Raw genomic sequence first — 19705 nt, 5'->3', positions numbered from 1 at the left:
GCCCAGACCGTCCAGGTGTCCGCCTACCCGGACGCCTACGCCCAGTGGGAGAAGCAGGCCACCGACCTCGTCACCCAGCACTGGACCAAGTAAGACTCGCGAAGGCCGGCACCCGAGAACGGGTGCCGGCCTTCACGCGTCACGGGGCCAGGACGAATGTCCACGTGGTGGTGGTCGTGCTGGCCGCCGCGCCGGTCGCGGCGAGCCCGCCGTAGCTGCCCGCCGGGACGGTGCTCGCCGAGTCGGCGAGCAGTCCGGTCACCCGGCCGCCGCCGGTCTGCGAGCTGTTGCTGCGCACCGAGACCCCGGCCGGCGGGGTGAGGGCGGTGGAGGCGGAGTCCCCGTGCACCCAGTACGACACGGCCCAGCTCTGCGCGGCGGTCACCGGCGCGTAGGGCGTGGTCCGGACGGCGGTGCTGGCCGGGTCGGTGGCCCGGGCGAACACCGGCGCGCCCGGCGCGGCCCCCCGGTACGCGGCCACCACCAGGTTGCCCTTCGCCTGGCTGTCCAGCGCCACCCGCACCGTCGTGCCCGCGTCGCCGGCGGTCGCGGTCTTCCACCAGGCGGTGGTGGTGGCGTAGCCGCCGTCGAGTCGGTCGAGGCGGTTCCACCCGGTCACGCCAGTCGGTTCGCCGGTGCCGGTGTGGGTGTTCTGGCTGAGCAGGAGCAGCAGTGTGTCGCCGGGTTGCACGGCGGACGGGACGGTGACCGTGTGGCTGGTCCAGTTGGCGTTCGCGGTGTCCTGGCCGACGAAGGAGATCCGCTCCGGCACCGGCGCGACGGTGACGTCGACGGTGACCGCGCCGGTGGCGCCCCGGTCGTCGGTCACGGTGAGCGTGACCGGGTAGGTGCCGGCCGCCGCGTACGTGTGGGAGGTGGTCGGCACGGAGACGGTGCCGGCGGTGGAGCCGTCGCCGAAGTCCCAACGGTGGTCCTGGATCGCGCCGTCGGCGTCGGTGGAGCCGGCGGCGGAGAACGTGCACACCAGCCCGGCGCAGGTGGGTGCCAGGTCGGCCACCGGCGCCTGGTTGGCCGGGCCGCCCGAACCCTTGAGGATCTTCACGTAGTCGATGTCACCGGCGAAGTAGTCGCAGGTCACCTTCGTGCCGTCGCACTGGCTCTTGCCGCCGGCGGAGAGCTGCCAGGTGTTGGCGATGGTGCCGGTCGGCCCGTTCAGCCGGCTGGTGCGCACCCCGTCGACGTACATCTCCACGTAGGCCGAGGTGCGGTTGCAGGTGACCGTGTGCCACTGGCCGTCGGCGATCGGCACGTCGGTGTAGCCGGTGCGCGAGGCGCCGTCGCCGCCGCGGAACAGGCACTTCGGCTTGCCGCCCGGCGCCTCGAACTTCCAGTAGCCGCCGGTGGTGTTGCCCTGTCCCTTCTGGAGGATGTTCCCGAAGGAGTACGTGGTGCGGTAGCGGATGGTCACCGAGAAGTCGCCGGCGTCCGGGTTGAGGTCGGTGCTGTGCGGCACCAGGTCCACGTGGCCCGGCACGTACTCCTGGTCCGTGGGCAGGTGGGTGGCGAAGCGGTGGCCGGTCGCCCCGGCGTAGATCGCGCCGGTGACCACCTCGCCGCCGACCGTGCCGTGCCGCCCGCTGCCGCTGCTGTCCCTGAGCACTGTCGACGACGCCGGCTCGTCCATGCTCCAGAACGCCACGGTCCGGGTCGCGGTGGCCTGCGCGGGCGCGGCTCCCACCGTCACCCCGGCCGCCGCGACGACCGCCGCCACCCCCAGCCGGGCGACCATCCGCCGCCATCGTCCCTGCCCGATCGTCCGCATGTGACCGCCTCCCTGCGTATCGGGCCTCACCCTGACACGCGGCGGTCCACGGCTCCATAACCCGCACGGTGGAGGGGTGGCCGGCTGTCGGGGCGGTGTGGTGACCGATGTGGCCGGTGCCGGCACCGGCCGGCGGGGGACGCGCGCCGATCCGGCGGCGGAGAAGTGATCTTCGGTGGGCGATACTGGGTTTGAACCAGTGACCTCTTCCGTGTCAAGGAAGCGCGCTCCCACTGCGCCAATCGCCCGGGCGGTTCGCGAGCGGACGACGGGATTCGAACCCGCGACCCTCACCTTGGCAAGGTGATGCGCTACCAGCTGCGCTACGTCCGCGATGTCGCCGGCTCGCGTCGGCGACAGGACGAACTCTACCCGACGCCAAGATCGCCCCGCGACAGCCCCCCACGGGCCGTGGTTGCGCTGCTCGCCGCCGGGGTACTGAGCGACACGACAGCACAATCACCCCCTGAAGGAGGCTGTCGTGGGTATCGGTACGAGCATCTTCCTGATCGCGGTCGGCGCGATCCTCACGTTCGCGCTCAACGCCAGCGTCGGCGGGGTCGACCTCGACGTCGTGGGCTGGATCCTGATGGCGGCCGGCGTGCTCGGCCTGGTCATGACGACGCTGGTCTGGGGCCGGCGCCGCCAGGTGGTCACCACCACCGCCACCGAGCAGCCGGTGGAGTACCGCCGGGTCGAGGAGCGCCGGGACGTCGCCCCGCCGATGTGATCACCACCGGGGGCCGACGGAGCTGATCGGTCCCCGGGCACCGACCGGGACGGGGACGCCACGGCGGCGTCCCCGTCCGGGTTTCCGGGTCAGTCCCGCATCAACGCGTTGATCGTGCCGTAGTCGAGCGCGTCGGTGAGCGCGTCGTAGGTCCCGGCGCCGAACGCCTCCGCCGCCGCCCGCCGGGCCACCGCGTACGCCGCCTCGGCGACCGCCGACCCGAGGCTGACCCGGGCCACCCCGAGCCGGGCCAGCTCGGCGATCGGGGGCGCGCCCGGCCCGGCCAGCACGTTCAGCGGCGCGGGAATGGCCGCCACCAGCGCCGCCACGGTCTCCGGATCGACCGTCCCGGGCACGAACACGCCGTCCGCGCCGGCGGCCAGGTACGCCTCGGCGCGCGCCGCCGTCTCCGACACCCCGCCGGCCCCGCGCAGGAACGTGTCGATCCGCGCGTTGACGTACAGCGGGATGCCGGCGCGGTCGGCGGCGGCCCGGACCGCGGCGAGGCGGGCGCACTGGTCGTCGACCGGGCGCAGCGGCCCGCCCCCGTCGTGCCGCGCGTCCTCCACGTTCACCCCGACCGCGCCCGCGCCGAGCACCGCGGTCACGGTCTCGGCCACGTCGTCGGGGGTGTCGCCGTACCCGGCCTCGATGTCGGCGGTGACCGGCACCTGCACCGCGGCGGCGACCAGCCGGATCACGTCGACGGCGTGCTCGCGGGCGAGCGCGTCGCCGTCGGGCGCGCCGCGGCTCCACGCGACGCCGGCGCTGGTGGTGGCGACCGCGCGGGCGCCGGCGGCGGCCACGATCCGCGCGCTGGCCGCGTCCCACGCGTTGACCAGGACCACCGGCTCGCTGGGGCGGTGGAGGTTACGGAACTGCTGGGCTCGGGTCTGCTGCTCGTTCACCCGGCCAGTCTCGGCGGGGCGGGCCGGTCGCCGTAATGTTTCAGTCCTGGCTGAAACGAGGGGGCCGTGTGGTCGCGATCGGGCTCTCGGCGGACGCGGTGGCGCGGGTCCGGTTCGCGCTGTCCGGCCTGTGGGAGGTGATGGCCGGCATCCGGGTGCTCCGCGATCCCGGCCGGCACGCGATCCACCTCCCGTGGGCCGCCCGGGTCCGGCCGAGGCTGGCCGAGGCGGGGCTGCTCGACGGCGCGGACGCCCTGCTGTGGCGGCTGGTCCCGCCGGCGCCGGGCTATCTGCCGGACTTCCTCACCCCGCCGCCGACCGGCCTGGACCCGGACCTGGCCGAGGAACTGACCACGCTGCGCGCCACCCCGCCGGCCGCCGTCCGCGCCCATCTCGACCTGCTGCCCGGTCCGCGACCGGCGGCGGTGAGCGCCCTGTACGCCGACCCGGTGGCCGGGCTGGCCCGGTTGGCCGGGGAGGTGGAGGTGTACTGGCGGCTGGCGGTCGCGCCGGACTGGCCGCGTATCCGGGCGGTGCTCGACGCCGACGTCTTCCACCGGGCCCGCCGGATGGCGACGGACGGCGCCGCCGGGCTCCTCAACGACCTGCACGAACGGGTCCGCTGGGAGGGCGACTCCCTGCTGGTCGGCCAGCGTCACTGCACGGCGCCGGACGTGCCGGCCGGCGGTGGCCTGGTGCTGGTGCCCTCGGTGTTCGTCTGGCCGTCGGTGCTGAGCATTGCGGCCGGGGACGTCTCGCAGCTCGCCTACCCGGCGCGCGGCGTCGGCACGCTCTGGGAGACCCCGGTGCGCGCGGCGGACGCGTTGGGCGCGGTGCTGGGTCGGGGCCGGGCGCGGCTGCTGGTGGCGCTGGACGCGCCCCGGTCGACCACGGAGCTGTCCCGGCGGACCGGGCTCTCCCCGAGCGGGGTGTCGCAGCACCTCACCGCGTTGCGGGCCGCCGGCCTGGTGGTGACCCGGCGGCAGGGCCGGTCGCGGCTGAGCAGCCGGACGGCGGTGGCGGACGCGCTGGTGGGGGCGTCGGGGTGAGCCGGACGACGACGAAGGCCGTGCCGAATGATCGGCACGGCCTTCGTCACTGGTGGGCGATACTGGGTTTGAACCAGTGACCTCTTCCGTGTCAAGGAAGCGCGCTCCCACTGCGCCAATCGCCCTCGTCAATGCGAGGTGGAGACGGGATTTGAACCCGTGTACACGGCTTTGCAGGCCGTTGCCTCGCCTCTCGGCCACTCCACCGAGGTTGCCCCCGACATGCGTGGCGGCATCTCCGAGCGGACGACGGGATTCGAACCCGCGACCCTCACCTTGGCAAGGTGATGCGCTACCAGCTGCGCTACGTCCGCACGCCCCCGGTGTTTCCCGGTGACGGATGAGAACTTTAGCCGAGCGGAGGAACGGTTGCCAAATCGGATCCCCCTTCGGCGAGTCAGGCCGGCGGGGCGGGCGACCACTCGCCGGCTTCCTAGGAGCCTGGGTGGCAGGTGGTCGCGGGGATGCCGCAGGCGCGTTCACCTGCGGATCCTGGCCGGCGGGTCGAGTGTCCGGCATCCGACTGTGCCAATGCCGACCGGCCGGTCCGGTAACTCCTCGTGGTCATTCGGATGGGTTACCGTAACGAACGTGACGAGACGAGCCGCCGAGATCCGCCTGGATGCGCTGCTGCGCACCGCCTGCGAGGTGATCGCGGAACGAGGGCTCGCCAACACCCGCACCGCCGACGTGGCGGAGGCCGCCGGAGTCAGCCAGGCGCTTGTCTTCTACCACTTCGCCACCAAGGACCGGCTGCTCGCGCAGGCCTTCGCCTACGCGGTCGACCAGGACCTGACCCGGCTCGACGCGGTGCTCCGCTCCTCCGCCCCGCCGCTGGCGAAGCTGCGCCGGATGCTCCGCCTCTACGCGCCGACCGGCCGGTCCACCTCCTGGTCGATGTGGATCGACGGGTGGGCGGAGTCGATGCGTACCCCCGAGCTGGAGAAGCTCTCCCGCCGCCTCGACCTGCGCTGGCGGCAGGACCTCGCCACGGTGATCGCCGACGGGGTGACCGACGGCACCTTCGACTGCCCCGACCCGGCCGGCGCGGCGTGGCGGATCAGCGCCGTGATGGACGGCCTGGCGGTGCAGCTCGCGGTGCACGAGCGGGTGATCACCCGCCGGCAGATCGCCGAGTGGGTCCGGCTGGTCGCGGCGCGGGAGCTGAGCCTGGAGCCGAGCCAGCTCGACTGAGCCGGCGGGCGAGGCGGGCGCGGGCCGGCGGGTGGACGTTCGCCGCGGACAGGTCGCCGCGGTAGTGGGCCAGCACCCGGTGGTCCATCAGCCGGCGCCAGAGCGGGGGCACCAGCGCGGCGACCACCATGGTGGCGTATCCGGCCGGGAGCTGCGGCGAGGCGTCGAAGCTGCGCAGCGTCTGGTAGCGGCGCAGCGGGTTGGCGTGGTGGTCGCTGTGCCGCTGGAGCTGGAAGAGGAAGACGTTGGTGACCGTCCGGTCGCTGTTCCAGCTGTGCCGCGGGTCGACCTTCTCGTAGCGGCCGGCCGCGGTGCGCTGCCGCGCCAGGCCGTAGTGCTCCAGGTAGTTGACCGCCTCCAGCAGGGAGAAGCCGACCACCGCCTGGAGCACGAGGAAGACCAGCACGCCGGGGCCGAACGCCACCGCCAGCACGGCGTAGAGCGCGACGGTCATGGCCCAGGCGTTGAGCACCTCGTTGCGCCACGTCCACGGGCTGCGCCCACGGAGCCGGAACCGGGCGGTCTCCAGCCGCCACGCCGAGCGCAGGCTCCCGAGGACGGTACGCGGCCAGAACGCCCAGAACGTCTCGCCGAGCCGCGAGCTGGCCGGGTCCTCCGGGGTGGCGACCCGGGTGTGGTGACCCCGGTTGTGCTCGACGAAGAAGTGCCCGTACCCGGTCGGCGCCAGGGCGATCTTGGACAGCCAGCGCTCCGCCCGCTCCCGCTTGTGCCCCAGCTCGTGGGCGGTGTTGATGGCGATGCCGTCGACCACCCCGACGGTGGCGACCAGGCCGGCGGCGGCCACCCAGGAGAGCCGGCCGCCGGCCCAGACCGCGCAGCACAGCACCAGCGCCGCGTACTGGGCGGGCAGGTAGAGGTAGGTGAGCCAGCGGTAGTAGCCGTCGGCCTGCAACGCCGGCACCGCCTCCTCGGGCGGGTTCTCCCGGTCGTCGCCGATCCACAGGTCGACAAGCGGGATCAGGCCGAAGACCACGGCCGGGGTGAGCCACCAGGCCCAGGCCGAGCCGCCGGCGTGCCAGAGCGACCAGCCCGCGAACGGCAGCGCCGGTACGAGCAGGGCGAGCGGCCAGAGCGGCTTGCGGGTGTCCCGCCACGGAACGGTGTCGGTGCGCATCGTCGGACTCCGATCGGTTGCTCCTGACCCGACTGTGTCAGCCGTCCGACTCTTTTACAAGAGCAAAGTTTTTGTAAAGCGAGCCACCCCTACCAACCCCTACCTTCAGTGACTGCAAACTATGCGTAAGGTTATCGTGAATCATCCTCATCAGAGCGTCTCCGGCCCCCACCCCCTGGCCGGTCCCCTCCCGCACGCCCGCGTCGGCGATCCGCAACGAACCCGCCGCGCCGGTGGCCCCCGACGGCGCACGTCCGCCGCGGACCGATGAACGGAGATCACGCATGACGTCGCCCGACCCCGAGCTGACCGTGGTCATACCCACCTACCAGGACCCGCACTGCCTGGAGCTGACCCTGCGGGCCCTGGCCCGCCAGACGCTGCCACCGGACCGCTTCGAGGTCGTGGTGGTGCGCGACGGCGGCTCACCCGACGGCTACCCGGCGGCACTGGCCGCCGGCGCCGGCCTGCACCTGCGGCTGATCGAGCTGCCCGAGCGCCGTGGCCGCTCCGGCGTCCGCAACGAGGGCGTACGGCACGCCGCCGCGCCCCTGATCGTCTTCCTCGACGCCGACTCCTGGGCGCTGCCGGACCTGCTGGAACGGCACCTCACCCACCACCGCGCGCCGGACGCCGCCCCGGTGCTGATCGGCCGCCGGGACGACATCGGGCTGGCCCACCTGCCCGCCGTGCTGCGCGACGAGCCGGCGGCGATCCCCCGCCTCTCGCCGTACGGCGGCGACATGCGCTTCCCGCCCGAGGGCGTGCCGGACGAGCGCCGGGACTGGCTGGAGGTCGGCTGGACCGTCGCCTACACGCACAACATCTCGCTCCCCCGCGAGCTGTTCGACCGGGTCGGCGGCTTCCGCGAGGAGTTCGCGCTCAGCTACGGCATGGAGGACATCGAGCTGTTCTACCGGGTGGACCAGGCCGGAGCGACCTTCTCCTACGACGACGACGCCCGCGTCGTGCACCTGCCGCACCACCGCGACATGGGCCGCAACTGGATGGAGATGATGGCCAACACCCGCTCGATCATGGCGATCTACCCCTGCCTGGAGTGGGAATTCCTCAGCGTCATCGTGGGCCCGGAGGCGGTCAAGCGGATCCTGTTCTACCGCTCCCTGGTGCGCGCGGCCGTGGCGCGGTCGGCCGGCGCGATCGGCCCCGCGGTGACCCGGCTCGCCGACCGGCTGCCCGGCCCCCGGGTGCTCTGGGTGGGCAGCGGCAGCGCCGACGCCGGGCTGCCCGCCGAGGCGATCACGTTCGACCACGGCGCGCCGGTCGGGCCGACCAACCAGCACCTGATCGGGCTCGCCCCGCCGCTGCCGCCGGGCAGCCTCGACGCGGTGGTCAGCGTGGACTTCTGGCGCTACCTGCTCTGGCCCGAGCTGTGCCAGTTCGTCAACTCGTCACTGCTGCTCGCCGGCGAGGTGCACCTGGTCGCCACCGGGGACAGCGCGCCGGAGATGTCCGCCGCCGACCCGGAGTCGCTGGCGTACCTGCGCCGGTCGCTCGCCGCCCAGTTCACCGTCGACCGGCAGGAGGTGCCGGGTCTGGGCGCCGTGCTGTCGCTGCGCCCACCCCGGACCGTCGACGCCGCACCCGCGTACGCGCAGGCCGCCGCCGGCTGAGTCCGGTCACCGCCAGCGTCGGCGGGTCCGTCGCCGTTCGAACGACGGCGCCGGGGCCTCGTCCGGGTCACCGGCGGGACGGAGCAGGCGCCGCATCCGGAACAGCAGGCCCGCGCCGAGGAAGAGCAGCAGCCCGCCGAGCAGGAACGCGGCCTGCACCACGCCGAACCCCCCGGACGAGGCGACCGGCTGCCCGGCCGCGCCGGCCGGCGGCTCCACCACCGCCGGGTCGGTCGACTCGTCCGTCTCCGACTCCTCGGCGACCGGCTCGTCGCGGGGCGGGTCGGTCGGCTCGGCGCTGGTCGCCGTCGGCTCCGGCGTCGGCGCGGCCGCCTCGCCCACCACCTGGCGCGAGGCGGTCCGCCGGGCCAGCAGCCGCAACTGCGGGTCGTACGCCTCGGCGGCGATGCTCACCCGGCCGCGCGCCACGTCCTCGGCGAACGCCACCAGGTAGCGGGCGGTGACCGTGCGCCCCGGGCAGAGCACGCCCGGGTCCAGCTCCCGGTCGGTCAGCCGCGCGGTGTCCCCGTCGGTGCGGATCTCCAACGGGAACGAGCCGGTCTCCTCCACCCGGTCCACCTTGACCTGGTCCAGCCGCAGGCCCTGCACCCGCAGCAGCATCGACCAGCGCACCTTGACGCAGTCGTCGCGGTTGGCGCGGTCCGACCGGGACACCACCGCGGAGAGCGTCTCCACCCGGTTGCCGGCGGTGAACTCGTCGGGCAGGCCGGTCAACTCGGTGGAGAAGGCCGCCGCCGCCCGGGCCGGCGCGGCCCCGCCGTAGCCGGCTCCCGCCAGACAGGTCAGCACCAGCCCGATCCGCAGCGCGTGCCGCCAGCCGCTCACCAGGGCCCCTCCTCACGTCGGTCGTGTCCACAGGCAACGCTAGGAGCGTGCCGCCCGGCCCGGTAGACGGGCGTGTTCGCATCCAACGTGAACATCGGGTGGTGTTTTCACCGACGGTGGTGAACCGGTCACCGCCGCCCGCCGACACGCCCGGAACCGGCCGTGCGACACAATCGGCGGGTGTCCGAGCTGTCCGCCGCGTTCGTCCGCCTGCACGCCCGCCTCGCCCCGGTCGCGTTCGTCCCCGAGGTGCGGCTGCACCAGGCCGACGAACCGATCGGCCTCTGGGAGCTGACCGAGGGCGAGTTCCGCAGCTCGCAACCGCCACCGTTCTGGGCCTTCGCGTGGGCCGGCGGCCAGGCGCTCGCCCGGCACGTGACCGACCACCCGGAGGTGGTCGCCGGCCGCCGGGTGCTGGATCTGGCCTCCGGCTCCGGCCTGGTCGCCATCGCCGCCGCCCGGGCCGGCGCGGCCGCCGTCCGGGCCGTCGAGGTGGACGAGCGGGCCGTCGCGGCGGTCGCGCTCAACGCCGACGCCAACGGGGTACGCGTCGACGCCGAACTCGTCGACGTGCTCGACTCCGGCGCCGGGGACGCCGAGGTGGTGCTGGCCGGCGACGTGTTCTACAGCGAGGCGATGGCCCGGCGGATGCTGCGCTTCCTGCTCCGGGCCGCCCGTGCCGGCGCACGCGTGCTGGTGGGCGACCCGGACCGGGCGTTCCTGCCGCGCGAGCGCTTCCACGCCCTGGCGACGTACGACGTGCCGGTGTCCGAGGCGTTGGAGAGCGTCCGGGTCAAGCGCACCACGGTGTGGGAGCTGGACCCGACCCCGCCCGGCGCCCGTCGCTGACTGTCGGAAGGGGCCCCGGCCTTACCAAAGTGGGGGTGGGTGGGTGCCGTTCGGTGGCGGTGCCGCGCCCGCGTCGCCGCCTAGCGTCGGCGCATGATCACACTTCGTGGGTTGACGAAACGGTTCGGCGGGGTGACCGCCGTCGACGACCTGAGCGTCGAGATCCGCCCCGGCCAGGTGACCGGCTTCCTCGGCCCGAACGGCGCCGGCAAGTCCACCACCATGCGGATGGTGCTCGGCCTGGACCGGCCCACCGCCGGCCAGGCCCTGGTCGGCGGCCGGCCCTACCGCACCCTGCGACACCCGCTGTACGAGGTGGGCGCGCTGCTCGACGCGACAGGCGTGCACCCGGCCCGCTCCGGCGTGGCGCACCTGCGGGCCATGGCGCGCAGCAACGGCGTACCGGCCCGGCGGGTGGCGGAGGTGCTCGACCTGGTCGGCCTGGACGCCCGCGCCGCCGGCAAACCGGGCCGGGCGCTGTCGCTGGGCATGGGGCAACGGCTCGGCATCGCCGGCGCGCTGCTCGGCGACCCGCCGGTGCTGCTGCTCGACGAGCCGGTCAACGGGCTCGACCCGGACGGGGTGCGCTGGATCCGCGGCTTCACCCGGCGGCTCGCCGACGAGGGCCGCACGGTGCTGATCTCCAGCCACCTGATGAGCGAGATGCAGCAGACCGCCGACCGGGTGGTGGTGCTCGGGCGCGGCCGGCTGGTGGCCGACGCGCCGCTGGCCGAGCTGATCGCCGCCCGGCCGGCCGCCTCGGTCCGGGTCCGAGGGCCGGAGCCGGTGGCGCTCGCCACGCTCGCCGACCGGCTGGCCGCCGAGGGCGCCACGGTCACCGCCGACGAGGGCGGGCTCGCCGTGGCCGGGAGCACCGCCGGTCGGGTCGGTGACCTCGCGTACGAGCTGGGGGTGCGGCTGCACGAGCTGACCCCGGTCGCGCCCTCCCTGGAGGAGGCGTTCCTGGAGCTGACCGCCGGCAGCGTCGAGTTCGCCGCCGGCCCGACCGGAGGTGGCACCCGATGACCACGTCGCCCACGCTCGACAGTGCCCGGCCGGTGCGCCGGCCCGCGCCGGCCGGCCACCCGCTCGCCGGCGCGGTGGCCGCCGAGTGGACCAAGCTCTGGTCGGTGCGCTCCACCTGGTGGACGCTCGTCGCCGCGCTGGTCACCATGGCGGCCACCGCCGCCCAACTCGCCATCTACGCGGTGAACGCCAACACCGACGACGACCCGACCGTGAACCCGGGCGTGCTCGACGTCGGCGACGTGGTGGCCGGCTCGCTGGAGCTGACCCAGTTCGTGGTGATCGGCCTCGGCCTGTTCGCGATCACCAGCGAGTTCGCCACCGGCACCATCCGTACCACGCTGCGCTGCACCCCGTCGCGGAGCCGGGTGCTCGCGGCCAAGGCGGTCGTGGTCGGCGCGGTGACGTTCGGCGTCGGGCTGCTGCTCGGCGCCGTCGGCGCGGCGGTGGCCCGGCCGGTGCTGGGCGAGTGGGGGCGGGCGCCGTGGGGCGCCACGGTGACCGACGTGCTCGCCTGCGCCGCGTACCTGACGCTTGTGGGCGTGCTGGCCCTCGGGCTGGCCGCGGCGTTGCGCGGCCCGGTGCTGACCCTGACCGTGCTCCTCGCGCTGCTCTACATCGTGCCGCTGTCGTTGCAGGAGCCGGACATCACCGTGCTCACCCGGATCGCGGACGGGTTCCCCGGCGTCGCCGGCACCCACTTCCTGGCCGGGGACACCGACCCCTACCCGGCGGTCGTGGGACTGCTGCTGCTCGCCGGCTGGGCCGCCGCCGCGATGGCGCTCGGCCGGTGGGCGCTGGCCCGGCGCGACGCCTGACGGTCGACGGGGCGGGGCCGGTCAGCTTGCCGGCGGGACCAGCCCCGCCTCGTACGCGAGGATCGCCGCCTGCACCCGGTTGCGCACGTCCAGCCGGGTGAAGACGCTTGTCAGATAGCTCTTCACGGTTCCCTCGACCAGGTGCAGCCGGCGGGCGATCTCGGCGTTGGACAGGCCCGCCCCGACCAGCGCGAGCACCTCCCGCTCCCGGTCGGTCAGCCCGGCCAGCCGGTCCCTGGCGGACGGGCCACGGGCGAGCCGCCCACCGCTCAGCTCGATCACCCGGCGGGCCACCCGGGGCGACAGGTAGGCCCCGCCGTCGGCCACCGCGCGCACCCCGGCCAGCAGTTCCCTCGGGTCGCCGGACTTCAGCAGGAAGCCCGCCGCGCCGACACCGAGCGCGCGGGCGATCAGGTCGTCGTCGCCGAACGTGGTCAGCATGACCGGCGCGGTCTCCGGCACCAGGCGGCGGATCCGGGCCGCCGCGTCGAGACCGTCACCGCGCGGCATCCGGACGTCCAGCAGCGCCACCCGGGGCCGGTGCGCGCGCACCAACTCCACCGCGGCGGGGCCGTCGCCCGCCTCGCCGACCACCTCGATGCCCGGGTCGGCGGCCAGGATCGCCCGGACCCCGGCCCGCACCATCGCCTCGTCGTCGGCGAGCACCACCCGCAGGGGCCGCCCGTGGTCGTCAGTCATGACGCGATCCGCTCCTTGCTGACCAGTCGGCCGTCGCGGAAGCAGAGCCGCCAGGCGGGCGCCGCGAACGGGAAGTTGCCGTCGGTGTAGAACTCGCAGCCGGGTGCCGCGCCGCGCGGGGGCGGGTCGGCCTGCCGCCGGGGCAGCCCGAGCGTGTCGCGCGGCTCGCCCAGCCGCAGCCGGTCGTAGCCGGGACGGTCGAGCACCGCGCCGGCGGTGGCCAGCGGGTAGTAGACGAGCGCCAGCACCATCGCCAGCCCGGCCGGCGCGCCGAACGCGACGAGCACGCTGCGGCGTACCCGCCGCCGGGCCTCCCGCAGCCGCCGCGCCTCGTCGGCGGGCCACCCGCCCTCGCCGGGGACGCCGACCGGCGCCGGATCGCCGTCGGGGCAGCCCTCGTCCGGCGGACTGTCGTCGGGGCTGGCGCCGTCGGCCACCGGGAGTCGGGCGGTGACCGCCCAGCCGCCGTCCCGAGGGCCGGCGTCCAGGGCGCCGCCGGTGAGGCGTACCCGCTCACGCAGCGCCAGCAGGCCGGAGCCGTGCGACACCGGCCCGGCCAGCGGGCCCGCCGGGGCCGGCGGGTTGACCACCTCCACCGTGACCGAGTCGGCGGCACGGGCCACGGTGACCGTGACCGGGGCGCCCGGTGCGTAGCGGGCGGCGTTCGTCAGCGCCTCCCGGACCACCCGGTGCACGGCGTGCGCGACGAGCGGCGGCAGGCCGGCGAGGGCGTCGGCGGCCGGCCCGCCGCCCAGGCGCACGGTCATCCCGGCGTCGCGGGCGCCGTCGACGAGGTCGGCGACCGTCTCGCCGGGCGGACGCCGGGTCGGTTCCTCGCGCAGCACGCCGATCACCTCGTGCAGCCGCTCGGTCGCCGCGGCGACGCTGGCCCGCAACTCCCCCGCCTCGGTCCGGTGGGCCGGGGACAGCCCGGCCGCCAGCTCCAGCGCGCCCGCCCGCAACGCGATGAGGCTCAGATCGTGCCCGAGCGAGTCGTGCATGTCCTGGGCGATCCTGGCCCGCTCGCGCAGGCGTACCCGCTCCGCCGCGCTCCGTCGCTCCCGCTCGGCGTGCCGCCGCCCGGCCTCGGCCAGCGCCCGGTGCTGCCGCCGCAGCCGGCCCAGCAGCCAGGGGAACACGCCGGCGAAGAGCAGCACCGAGGCGAGCTGGAACCAGACCGCCGGTTCGGTGTCGAGCAGGCCCAGGTTGAGCACGGTGCCGGTCACCGCGATGGCGGCGAACACCGCCGCGGCCGGGGTGGCCCGCGCGTCGCGCAGCCCGGCGAGAAAGCCGAAGACCGGGATGGCGAACACCACGTTGCCGTCCACCAGCGAGCCGGCCACCACCACCAGCACCGCCACGAGCGGCCGGCGGCGGCCCAGCGCCACCGCGAGGCCGAGCAGCGCCAGCGCCCCGGCCAGCAGCGGCACCTCGTGCGGCCGCCACGGCGGGGTGAGCCGGGCGTACGTCACAGGCGCCGCGAGCACGGCCCAGAGCAGCAGGTAACCGGCCCGGGCACGGGCCGTCGACGACAGCGGGCGCAGGTCCACGGCGGTCACGCTACCGACGCCGGCCGTGGCCGGGCACCGACGAAGGTCAGGTGCTCAGCCGCTCTCCGCGGGGCGGCGGCGTTAAAAGGGGCCCCCTCCTATACCGGAGGCGTTAAGAAGGGGCCCCGCCTTACCGCTCAGCCGCTCTCCTCGGCCCAGGCCCGCCAGTCGTCGAGCACGCCGTAGAGCGCGGGGGTGAGCCAACCCGGCGCCGAGCGGCGGAACACCCCCGGGTCCATCCCGCCGGCCCCGGCCGGGACCGCGCCGAGCAGGTTCGGCACCAGCTCGGACAGGTTGAGCCAGTGCACCAGCTCCGCCTCGGCCGGCCAGGCGCCGATCACCACGCCGGCCGGGACGGCCCGCCGCTCCAGCGCCTCAAGCGTCAGCGCGGTGTGGTTGAGCGTGCCGAGCCCGGCCCGCGCCACCACCACCGCCGGCGCGCCCAGCGACACCGCCAGGTCGGCCACCGTCCAGGGCTCGCCGGACGGGCGCAGCCCCATCGGTACGAGCAGCCCGCCGGCGCCCTCGACCAGCACCAGGTCGTGCTTGTCGGCCTCCTCGCGGATCGCGTCGACCGCGCTGTACAGCTCCAGCGGCGGCAGCTCGGCGACCCGGGCCGCGGCCAGCGGGGCGAGCGGATCCGGATAGCTGGCGAGGGTGCGGCCGGTTAGGGGGGCGGCCAGCCGGGTCACCGAGTCGACGTCGCCGGGCTCCCCGGTGGCCGTGCCGGTCTGGCCCGGCTTGACCACCGCGACCCGCAGGCCGGCCGCCTGCGCGGCGGCGGCCACCGCCGCGGTCACCACGGTCTTGCCGACCTCGGTGTCGGTGCCGGTCACCAACACCGCTCCGGTCCAGCCGTCACTCACGGCGCCACCTTCGTTCGCGACTGCGGGGCTCGCAAACCCGACTCACTCCTCGCGCTCACCGAGGCACACTCCACGATCACGTCCAGCGCCCGGGCGAACTCCGCCCGGTCCACCCCGGCGCCGACGGTCAGCCGCAGCCGCGAGCGGCCGTCGGGCGTGGACGGCGGGCGGAAACAGCCGACCGCCACGCCCCGGTCCCGGCAGGCGGCCGCCCACGCGGTCGCCGCCTCCGGGCCCGGCGCGGTCACCGACACCACCGCCGCGTCGGGGGCGGATAGGGAGAGCCCGGCCGCGCCGAGGCGGCGCACCGCGAACGCGACCCGGTCGGCCAGCTCGGCGCGCAGCGCGTCGCCGGCCCGGGCGAGCCGCACCGCCGCGTGCACCCCGGCCACCACCGCGGGCGGCGGGGCGGTGTCGAAGATGAACGTGCGACCGGTCTCCACCAGGTGCCGGACGAACTCCGCCGGCCCGGCGACCACGCCGCCGGCCCCGCCGAGCGCCTTGGACAGGGTCGCGGTGACCACCACGTCGGGCTCGCCGGCCAGCCCGGCGGCGGCCACCCCGCCGGCCCCGGCCGGGCCGGTCACGCCGATCGCGTGCGCGTCGTCGACGAGCAGCAGCGCGCCGTGCCGGCGGGCCACCTCGTGCAGCTCGGCGAGCGGGGCCAGGTCGCCGTCGACGGAGAAGACCGACTCGGTCACCACCACGGCCGGGCGGCCCGGCGCGGCGGCCAGCGCGGCGGCCACCGCGGCCACGTCGCCGTGCGGCGTCACAAGCGTCTCGGCGCGCGAGATCCGGCAGCCGTCGATCAGCGAGGCGTGGTTGTGCGCGTCGGAGACGAGCAGCGTACGCGGCTCGGTCAGGCCCCGGACCGCGGCGAGGTTGGCCAGGTAGCCGGAGGAGAAGACAAGCGCCCGGTCGACGCCGAGCCAGTCGGCCAGCTCGTCCTCCAGCGCGTGGTGCAGGTCGGTGGAGCCGCGCACCAGGCGCGACCCGGTGGCGCCCAGCCCGTACCGGGACAGGGCCGTCATGGCGGCGGCGGTGACCTCCGGGTGGGTGGCCAGGCCGAGGTAGTCGTTGCCGGCCAGGTCGACCACGGCGTCGTCGGCGGCGCGCGGGCGCAGCGTGCGGGTCAGGCCCGCCTCGGCGCGCAGTTCGGCGCCCCGGTCCAGGGCCGCCAGCCAGTCCGCCACCGTGCCGTCCCCTCCCGCCGACCTGCCGCCCCGCCCGGGCGCTTCCGCGGGGCGAAGTTACCACCCGGCCGGACGGCCCCGGCGTGGCGCGGTGCCGGCTCGCCGGGTTAGGTTACGGCCATGCCAGAGATCCTCGACCAGGCCCGGACCCGGGTGCTGGAGAACGGCGTCGGCCTCGACCAGGCCGGCGTCCTCGCCGTGCTGAACCTGCCGGACGAGCACCTGCCCGCCGCCCTCCAGCTCGCCCACGAGGTGCGGATGCGGTGGTGCGGCCCGGAGGTCGAGGTGGAGGGCATCGTCTCGCTGAAGACCGGCGGCTGCCCGGAGGACTGCCACTTCTGCTCCCAGTCCGGCCTGTTCACCTCGCCGGTGCGCTCCGTCTGGCTGGACATCCCGGCGCTGGTCGAGGCCGCGAAGCAGACCGCCGCGACCGGGGCCAGCGAGTTCTGCATCGTGGCCGCCGTGCGCGGCCCGGACGCCCGACTGATGAAGCAGATGCGCGAGGGGGTGGCGGCCATCCGGGAGGCGGTCGACATCCAGGTCGCCGCGTCGCTCGGCATGCTCACCCAGGAGCAGGTCGACGAGCTGGTCGAGATGGGCGTGCACCGCTACAACCACAACCTGGAGACCTGCCGCTCCTACTTCCCGAACGTGGTGACCACGCACTCCTGGGAGGAGCGCTGGGAGACGCTGCGGATGGTCCGCGAGTCCGGCATGGAGGTCTGCTGCGGCGGCATCCTCGGGCTCGGCGAGACGGTGGAGCAGCGGGCCGAGTTCGCCGCGCAGCTCGCCGAGCTGGACCCGCACGAGGTGCCGCTGAACTTCCTCAACCCGCGCCCCGGCACGCCGCTGGGCGACCGCCCGGTGGTCGAGGGCAAGGACGCGCTGCGGGCCATCGCCGCGTTCCGGCTGGCCATGCCGCGCACCATCCTGCGCTACGCGGGCGGTCGTGAGCTGACCCTCGGTGACCTCGGCACCCGCGACGGCCTGCTCGGTGGCATCAACGCGGTCATCGTCGGCAACTACCTGACCACGCTGGGCCGGCCGGCGACCGACGACCTGAAGCTGCTGACCGAGCTGAAGATGCCGGTGAAGGCGCTCTCCGCGACCCTGTGAGGCGATGGTGACCGAGCTGACCCGACCCGCCGCGCCGGTCGACGGCGCGGTGGCCGCCGACCGTGTCGCCGCGCCGGCGCGCTGGTGCGACAGGTGCGGCGAGTCGGTGGCCGAGGGCCCGCACGCGGCGTGCGCGGCGGCCCGGGCGCTGGAGCCGCCGCGCTGGTGCGCGTCCTGCCGGCGGCGGATGAAGGTGCAGGTCGTGCCGGCCGGCTGGTCGGCGGTCTGCGTCGAGCACGGCGAGCGGCGGGGCTGAGCGGTGCTGCGGGGACGGGCGGTGACGCTGCGGCCGGCGACGGACGCCGACGTCGCGGCGCTTGCCGCGATCCGGGCCACCCCGGAGGTGCGCCGCTGGTGGCGCGGTGACGACGACCTGGCCGGGGCGGTCCGCGCCGACCTGGCCGACGACTCGCTGACCGTCTACGTGATCGAGCACGAGGACCGGCTGGTCGGGGCGATCCAGTGGTACGCCGAGACCGACCCGGACTACCGCCACGCCAGCCTGGACATCTTCCTCGACCCGGCGGCGCGCGGCTCGGGGCTGGGCGGGGACGCGATCCGCACGCTGGTCCGGCACCTGGCCGACGAGTACGGCCACCACCGGTTCACCATCGACCCGGCGGCGGCGAACACGGCCGCGATCCGGGCGTACGCGAAGGTGGGGTTCCGCCCGGTGGGGATCATGCGCCGTTACGAGCGTGGCGCGGACGGGCGCTGGCACGACGGCCTGTTGATGGACCTGCTCGCCGAGGACCTGGCGGACTGAGTCGGACGTGCCCGGCACCGCGGGGTGCCGGGCACGTCCGGTCGGCTAGCGCTGGAGCGTCAGCACACCCGGCCGCCAGGGCAGCAGGTTGTAGTCGCCGCCCGCGCTGGGGTTCTTGCCCTGGTACAGCATCTGCAGGTTGCAGGCGTCGACGGTCTTGGTCTGGTCGGGGTTGTTGCGGACCAGGTCACCGTGGCTGATGTCGTTGGTCCACGTCGCGCCGCTGTTGGCCTTGCCGGCGAAGGGGTTGCTCTCGCTGGCCGCGTTCGGGGTCCAGGTGCCGCCCAGGCTGGTGGCGGTGAAGGAGCGGAAGTACCGCCCCTGGCTCCCGATCGCCTCGACGAGCATGAGGTACTGGTTCTGGCCCTGCACCTTGTAGACCTCGACGCCCTCGAACAGGTTGTTCGTCGAGTCGGTCATGATCGTCGTGTAGTTCGAGCCGAAGCTGCCCGGGAAGTTCCCGAGCGGCATGCTCGACCGGTAGATCTTGCCGTTGTCCCCGGCGAAGAAGAGGTACATGTTCTGGTCGTCACCGATGAGCGTCTGGTCGATCACGCCGTACGGCGCGTCGGGCAGGGTGGCGGTGGAGAGGGTCTGCGGCGCGGACCACCCGTTGGCGTTCGTCGGGTCACTCGACGTCTTGTAGCTGAACGACGTCGGCCCCCACTGGTACGCCAGCACCCAGATGTTCTTCGGGGCGAAGTAGAGCAGGGTGGGCGCCACGGTGCCCTGGCTCATCCCGGTCTGGCTGGCCGAGGCCATGTCGGACCAGTTGGTGAACAGGCCGAAGTTCATCGAGCCGTACTGTCCGCTGCTGTTGACGTTCGACGCGTAGACCAGGTGCTTGCCGTTGTAGACCACGTTGGTGAAGTCCTTGACCGAGACCCAGCCGTTCGCCGGGTTCGCCAGCGCGCCGGTCGACGACCACCGGTAGCTGGACGGAAGGGCGCAGCCGCTCGGCGGGGTCGAGGTCGGCGTGGTGGTCGGCGTCGGGGTCGGCGTGGTGCCGCCACCGAAGTCGGTCCGCCACTGCTGGTTGGTCTGCCCGTGGCAGTCGTAGAGCTGGATCTGCTGCCCGTTGCCGGTGCCCCAGACGTCCAGGCAGCGGCCGGACTGCACGCCGCTGATGGTGCCGTTGGAGTTGATGTTCCACTGCTGGTTGGACTGGCCGTTGCAGTCCCAGATGATGATGCCGGTGCCGTTGGCGGTGGCCGCGCCGTTCGCGTCGAGGCACTTGCTGCCGTAGACCATCAGTTGCTTGCTCGACGTGTAGGTCCACTGCTGGTTCGACTGGCCGTTGCAGTCGTAGAGCTGGACCCGGGTGCCGTTGGTCTGGGTGGCGTTGGGCACGTCGACGCACCGGCCCGACTGCACCCCGACGATCCGGCCGGCGCCGCCGGACGGTGGCGGGCCGGTGGTCGGGGTCGTGGTCGGCCCGGAGGTCGGGGCGGCGGCGTTGAGGGCGTTGAGGACCGAGGTGTACGCGGCCTTCTTGTTGCCGCCGCCGTCGAAGAGCAGCGGGCTCTCGTTGGAGCGCCACGAG

At 74.7% G+C, this 19705-nt stretch carries 18 protein-coding genes, 5 tRNA genes and 1 pseudogene; 10 read left to right on the top strand and 14 right to left on the bottom strand.

Annotated features, from left to right (window positions below; translation table 11 throughout):
- Window positions 1-139: 139 nt before the first annotated feature.
- The 3 genes from ACIA5A_RS29910 to ACIA5A_RS29900 all read right to left on the bottom strand — a co-directional run bounded on the left by ACIA5A_RS29910 (window position 140) and on the right by ACIA5A_RS29900 (window position 2116).
- Entirely contained in the window at window positions 140-1783 is a 1644-nt protein-coding gene (locus tag ACIA5A_RS29910) for a PKD domain-containing protein (RefSeq protein WP_396767961.1), read from the bottom strand.
- Window positions 1784-1959: 176 nt separating this feature from the next.
- A tRNA-Val gene (locus ACIA5A_RS29905) sits at window positions 1960-2031 on the bottom strand.
- A gap of 12 nt (window positions 2032-2043) precedes the next feature.
- Window positions 2044-2116: transfer RNA gene (locus ACIA5A_RS29900), tRNA-Gly, on the bottom strand.
- Between the two features lie 148 nt (window positions 2117-2264).
- Here ACIA5A_RS29900 and ACIA5A_RS29895 point away from each other — a divergent pair.
- On the top strand, window positions 2265-2513 hold the full coding sequence (locus ACIA5A_RS29895; protein WP_396767959.1) for a DUF6458 family protein: 249 nt from the start codon (window positions 2265-2267) through the stop codon (window positions 2511-2513).
- A gap of 89 nt (window positions 2514-2602) precedes the next feature.
- Here the strand turns inward: ACIA5A_RS29895 and ACIA5A_RS29890 are convergent, their stop codons facing one another.
- Complete coding sequence (locus tag ACIA5A_RS29890) at window positions 2603-3421, bottom strand: isocitrate lyase/phosphoenolpyruvate mutase family protein (RefSeq protein ID WP_396767957.1); 819 nt, start codon at window positions 3419-3421, stop codon at window positions 2603-2605.
- A 68-nt stretch (window positions 3422-3489) separates the two neighbouring features.
- Here ACIA5A_RS29890 and ACIA5A_RS29885 point away from each other — a divergent pair, with 68 nt between their 5' ends.
- A complete protein-coding gene (locus ACIA5A_RS29885) occupies window positions 3490-4470 on the top strand; it encodes an ArsR family transcriptional regulator (protein ID WP_396767955.1) in 981 nt (326 codons plus the stop codon).
- Window positions 4471-4520: 50 nt separating this feature from the next.
- Here the strand turns inward: ACIA5A_RS29885 and ACIA5A_RS29880 are convergent.
- From ACIA5A_RS29880 to ACIA5A_RS29870, 3 genes are all read right to left on the bottom strand, one after another.
- Window positions 4521-4595 (bottom strand) — tRNA-Val (locus ACIA5A_RS29880).
- A gap of 11 nt (window positions 4596-4606) precedes the next feature.
- Window positions 4607-4677, bottom strand: a tRNA-Cys gene (locus ACIA5A_RS29875).
- Between the two features lie 34 nt (window positions 4678-4711).
- Window positions 4712-4784 (bottom strand) — tRNA-Gly (locus ACIA5A_RS29870).
- Window positions 4785-5061: 277 nt separating this feature from the next.
- On the opposite strand from ACIA5A_RS29870, the gene ACIA5A_RS29865 reads away from it, so the two are divergent.
- Window positions 5062-5664: a TetR/AcrR family transcriptional regulator gene (locus tag ACIA5A_RS29865; RefSeq protein ID WP_396767953.1), complete on the top strand. Its 603-nt coding sequence runs from the start codon at window positions 5062-5064 to the stop codon at window positions 5662-5664.
- On the opposite strand, the gene ACIA5A_RS29860 is transcribed toward ACIA5A_RS29865, so the two are convergent.
- Window positions 5585-6799, bottom strand: coding sequence for an alkane 1-monooxygenase (locus ACIA5A_RS29860; RefSeq protein ID WP_396767951.1), 1215 nt, complete (start codon window positions 6797-6799; stop codon window positions 5585-5587). The two genes, ACIA5A_RS29865 and ACIA5A_RS29860, sit on opposite strands and share 80 nt — an antisense overlap.
- Before the next feature lie 284 nt (window positions 6800-7083).
- On the opposite strand from ACIA5A_RS29860, the gene ACIA5A_RS29855 reads away from it, so the two are divergent.
- Entirely contained in the window at window positions 7084-8433 is a 1350-nt protein-coding gene (locus ACIA5A_RS29855) for a glycosyltransferase family 2 protein (protein ID WP_396767949.1), read from the top strand.
- A gap of 6 nt (window positions 8434-8439) precedes the next feature.
- Here ACIA5A_RS29855 and ACIA5A_RS29850 read toward each other — a convergent pair whose 3' ends face one another.
- Window positions 8440-9279 carry a hypothetical protein gene (locus ACIA5A_RS29850; RefSeq protein ID WP_396767947.1) on the bottom strand — a complete coding sequence of 280 codons (840 nt, stop codon included), beginning with the start codon at window positions 9277-9279 and terminating at the stop codon, window positions 8440-8442.
- 180 nt (window positions 9280-9459) lie between these two features.
- On the opposite strand from ACIA5A_RS29850, the gene ACIA5A_RS29845 reads away from it, so the two are divergent.
- From ACIA5A_RS29845 to ACIA5A_RS29835, 3 genes are all read left to right on the top strand, one after another.
- Window positions 9460-10128 (top strand): class I SAM-dependent methyltransferase, encoded by a 669-nt coding sequence (locus ACIA5A_RS29845; RefSeq protein ID WP_396767945.1) that lies wholly within the window; start codon window positions 9460-9462, stop codon window positions 10126-10128.
- Between the two features lie 93 nt (window positions 10129-10221).
- Window positions 10222-11154, top strand: coding sequence for an ABC transporter ATP-binding protein (locus ACIA5A_RS29840; protein ID WP_396767943.1), 933 nt, complete (start codon window positions 10222-10224; stop codon window positions 11152-11154).
- Complete coding sequence (locus ACIA5A_RS29835) at window positions 11151-11972, top strand: ABC transporter permease (RefSeq protein ID WP_396767941.1); 822 nt, start codon at window positions 11151-11153, stop codon at window positions 11970-11972. The genes ACIA5A_RS29840 and ACIA5A_RS29835 overlap by 4 nt, the downstream gene beginning before the upstream one ends.
- Before the next feature lie 21 nt (window positions 11973-11993).
- Here the strand turns inward: ACIA5A_RS29835 and ACIA5A_RS29830 are convergent, their stop codons facing one another.
- From ACIA5A_RS29830 to ACIA5A_RS29815, 4 genes and pseudogenes are all read right to left on the bottom strand, one after another.
- Window positions 11994-12671 carry a response regulator gene (locus ACIA5A_RS29830; protein WP_396767939.1) on the bottom strand — a complete coding sequence of 226 codons (678 nt, stop codon included), beginning with the start codon at window positions 12669-12671 and terminating at the stop codon, window positions 11994-11996.
- A complete protein-coding gene (locus ACIA5A_RS29825) occupies window positions 12668-14221 on the bottom strand; it encodes a sensor histidine kinase (protein WP_396767937.1) in 1554 nt (517 codons plus the stop codon). The genes ACIA5A_RS29830 and ACIA5A_RS29825 overlap by 4 nt, the downstream gene beginning before the upstream one ends.
- A gap of 137 nt (window positions 14222-14358) precedes the next feature.
- On the bottom strand, window positions 14359-15063 hold the full coding sequence (gene bioD, locus ACIA5A_RS29820) for a dethiobiotin synthase (RefSeq protein WP_396767963.1): 705 nt from the start codon (window positions 15061-15063) through the stop codon (window positions 14359-14361).
- A gap of 86 nt (window positions 15064-15149) precedes the next feature.
- A pseudogene (locus tag ACIA5A_RS29815) lies at window positions 15150-16280 on the bottom strand (8-amino-7-oxononanoate synthase); the annotation flags it as partial.
- Window positions 16281-16400: 120 nt separating this feature from the next.
- Here ACIA5A_RS29815 and bioB point away from each other — a divergent pair.
- The 3 genes from bioB to ACIA5A_RS29800 are packed head-to-tail and all read left to right on the top strand — an operon-like array spanning window position 16401 to window position 18162.
- Entirely contained in the window at window positions 16401-17396 is a 996-nt protein-coding gene (bioB, locus tag ACIA5A_RS29810; RefSeq protein ID WP_396767935.1) for a biotin synthase BioB, read from the top strand.
- A 4-nt stretch (window positions 17397-17400) separates the two neighbouring features.
- A complete protein-coding gene (locus ACIA5A_RS29805) occupies window positions 17401-17652 on the top strand; it encodes a hypothetical protein (protein WP_396767933.1) in 252 nt (83 codons plus the stop codon).
- Window positions 17653-17655: 3 nt separating this feature from the next.
- Complete coding sequence (locus ACIA5A_RS29800) at window positions 17656-18162, top strand: GNAT family N-acetyltransferase (RefSeq protein WP_396767931.1); 507 nt, start codon at window positions 17656-17658, stop codon at window positions 18160-18162.
- 45 nt (window positions 18163-18207) lie between these two features.
- Here the strand turns inward: ACIA5A_RS29800 and ACIA5A_RS29795 are convergent.
- Window positions 18208-19705: non-reducing end alpha-L-arabinofuranosidase family hydrolase (locus ACIA5A_RS29795; protein WP_396767929.1), on the bottom strand; the 1498-nt coding region annotated here is incomplete at its 5' end.

The organism is Micromonospora sp. NPDC051300 (assembly GCF_044455315.1).
GTDB classification, from domain to species: domain Bacteria; phylum Actinomycetota; class Actinomycetes; order Mycobacteriales; family Micromonosporaceae; genus Micromonospora; species Micromonospora robiginosa.
The sequence above is the reverse complement of the archived record's forward strand: the minus strand, read 5'-3'. Positions and strand labels throughout refer to the sequence as shown.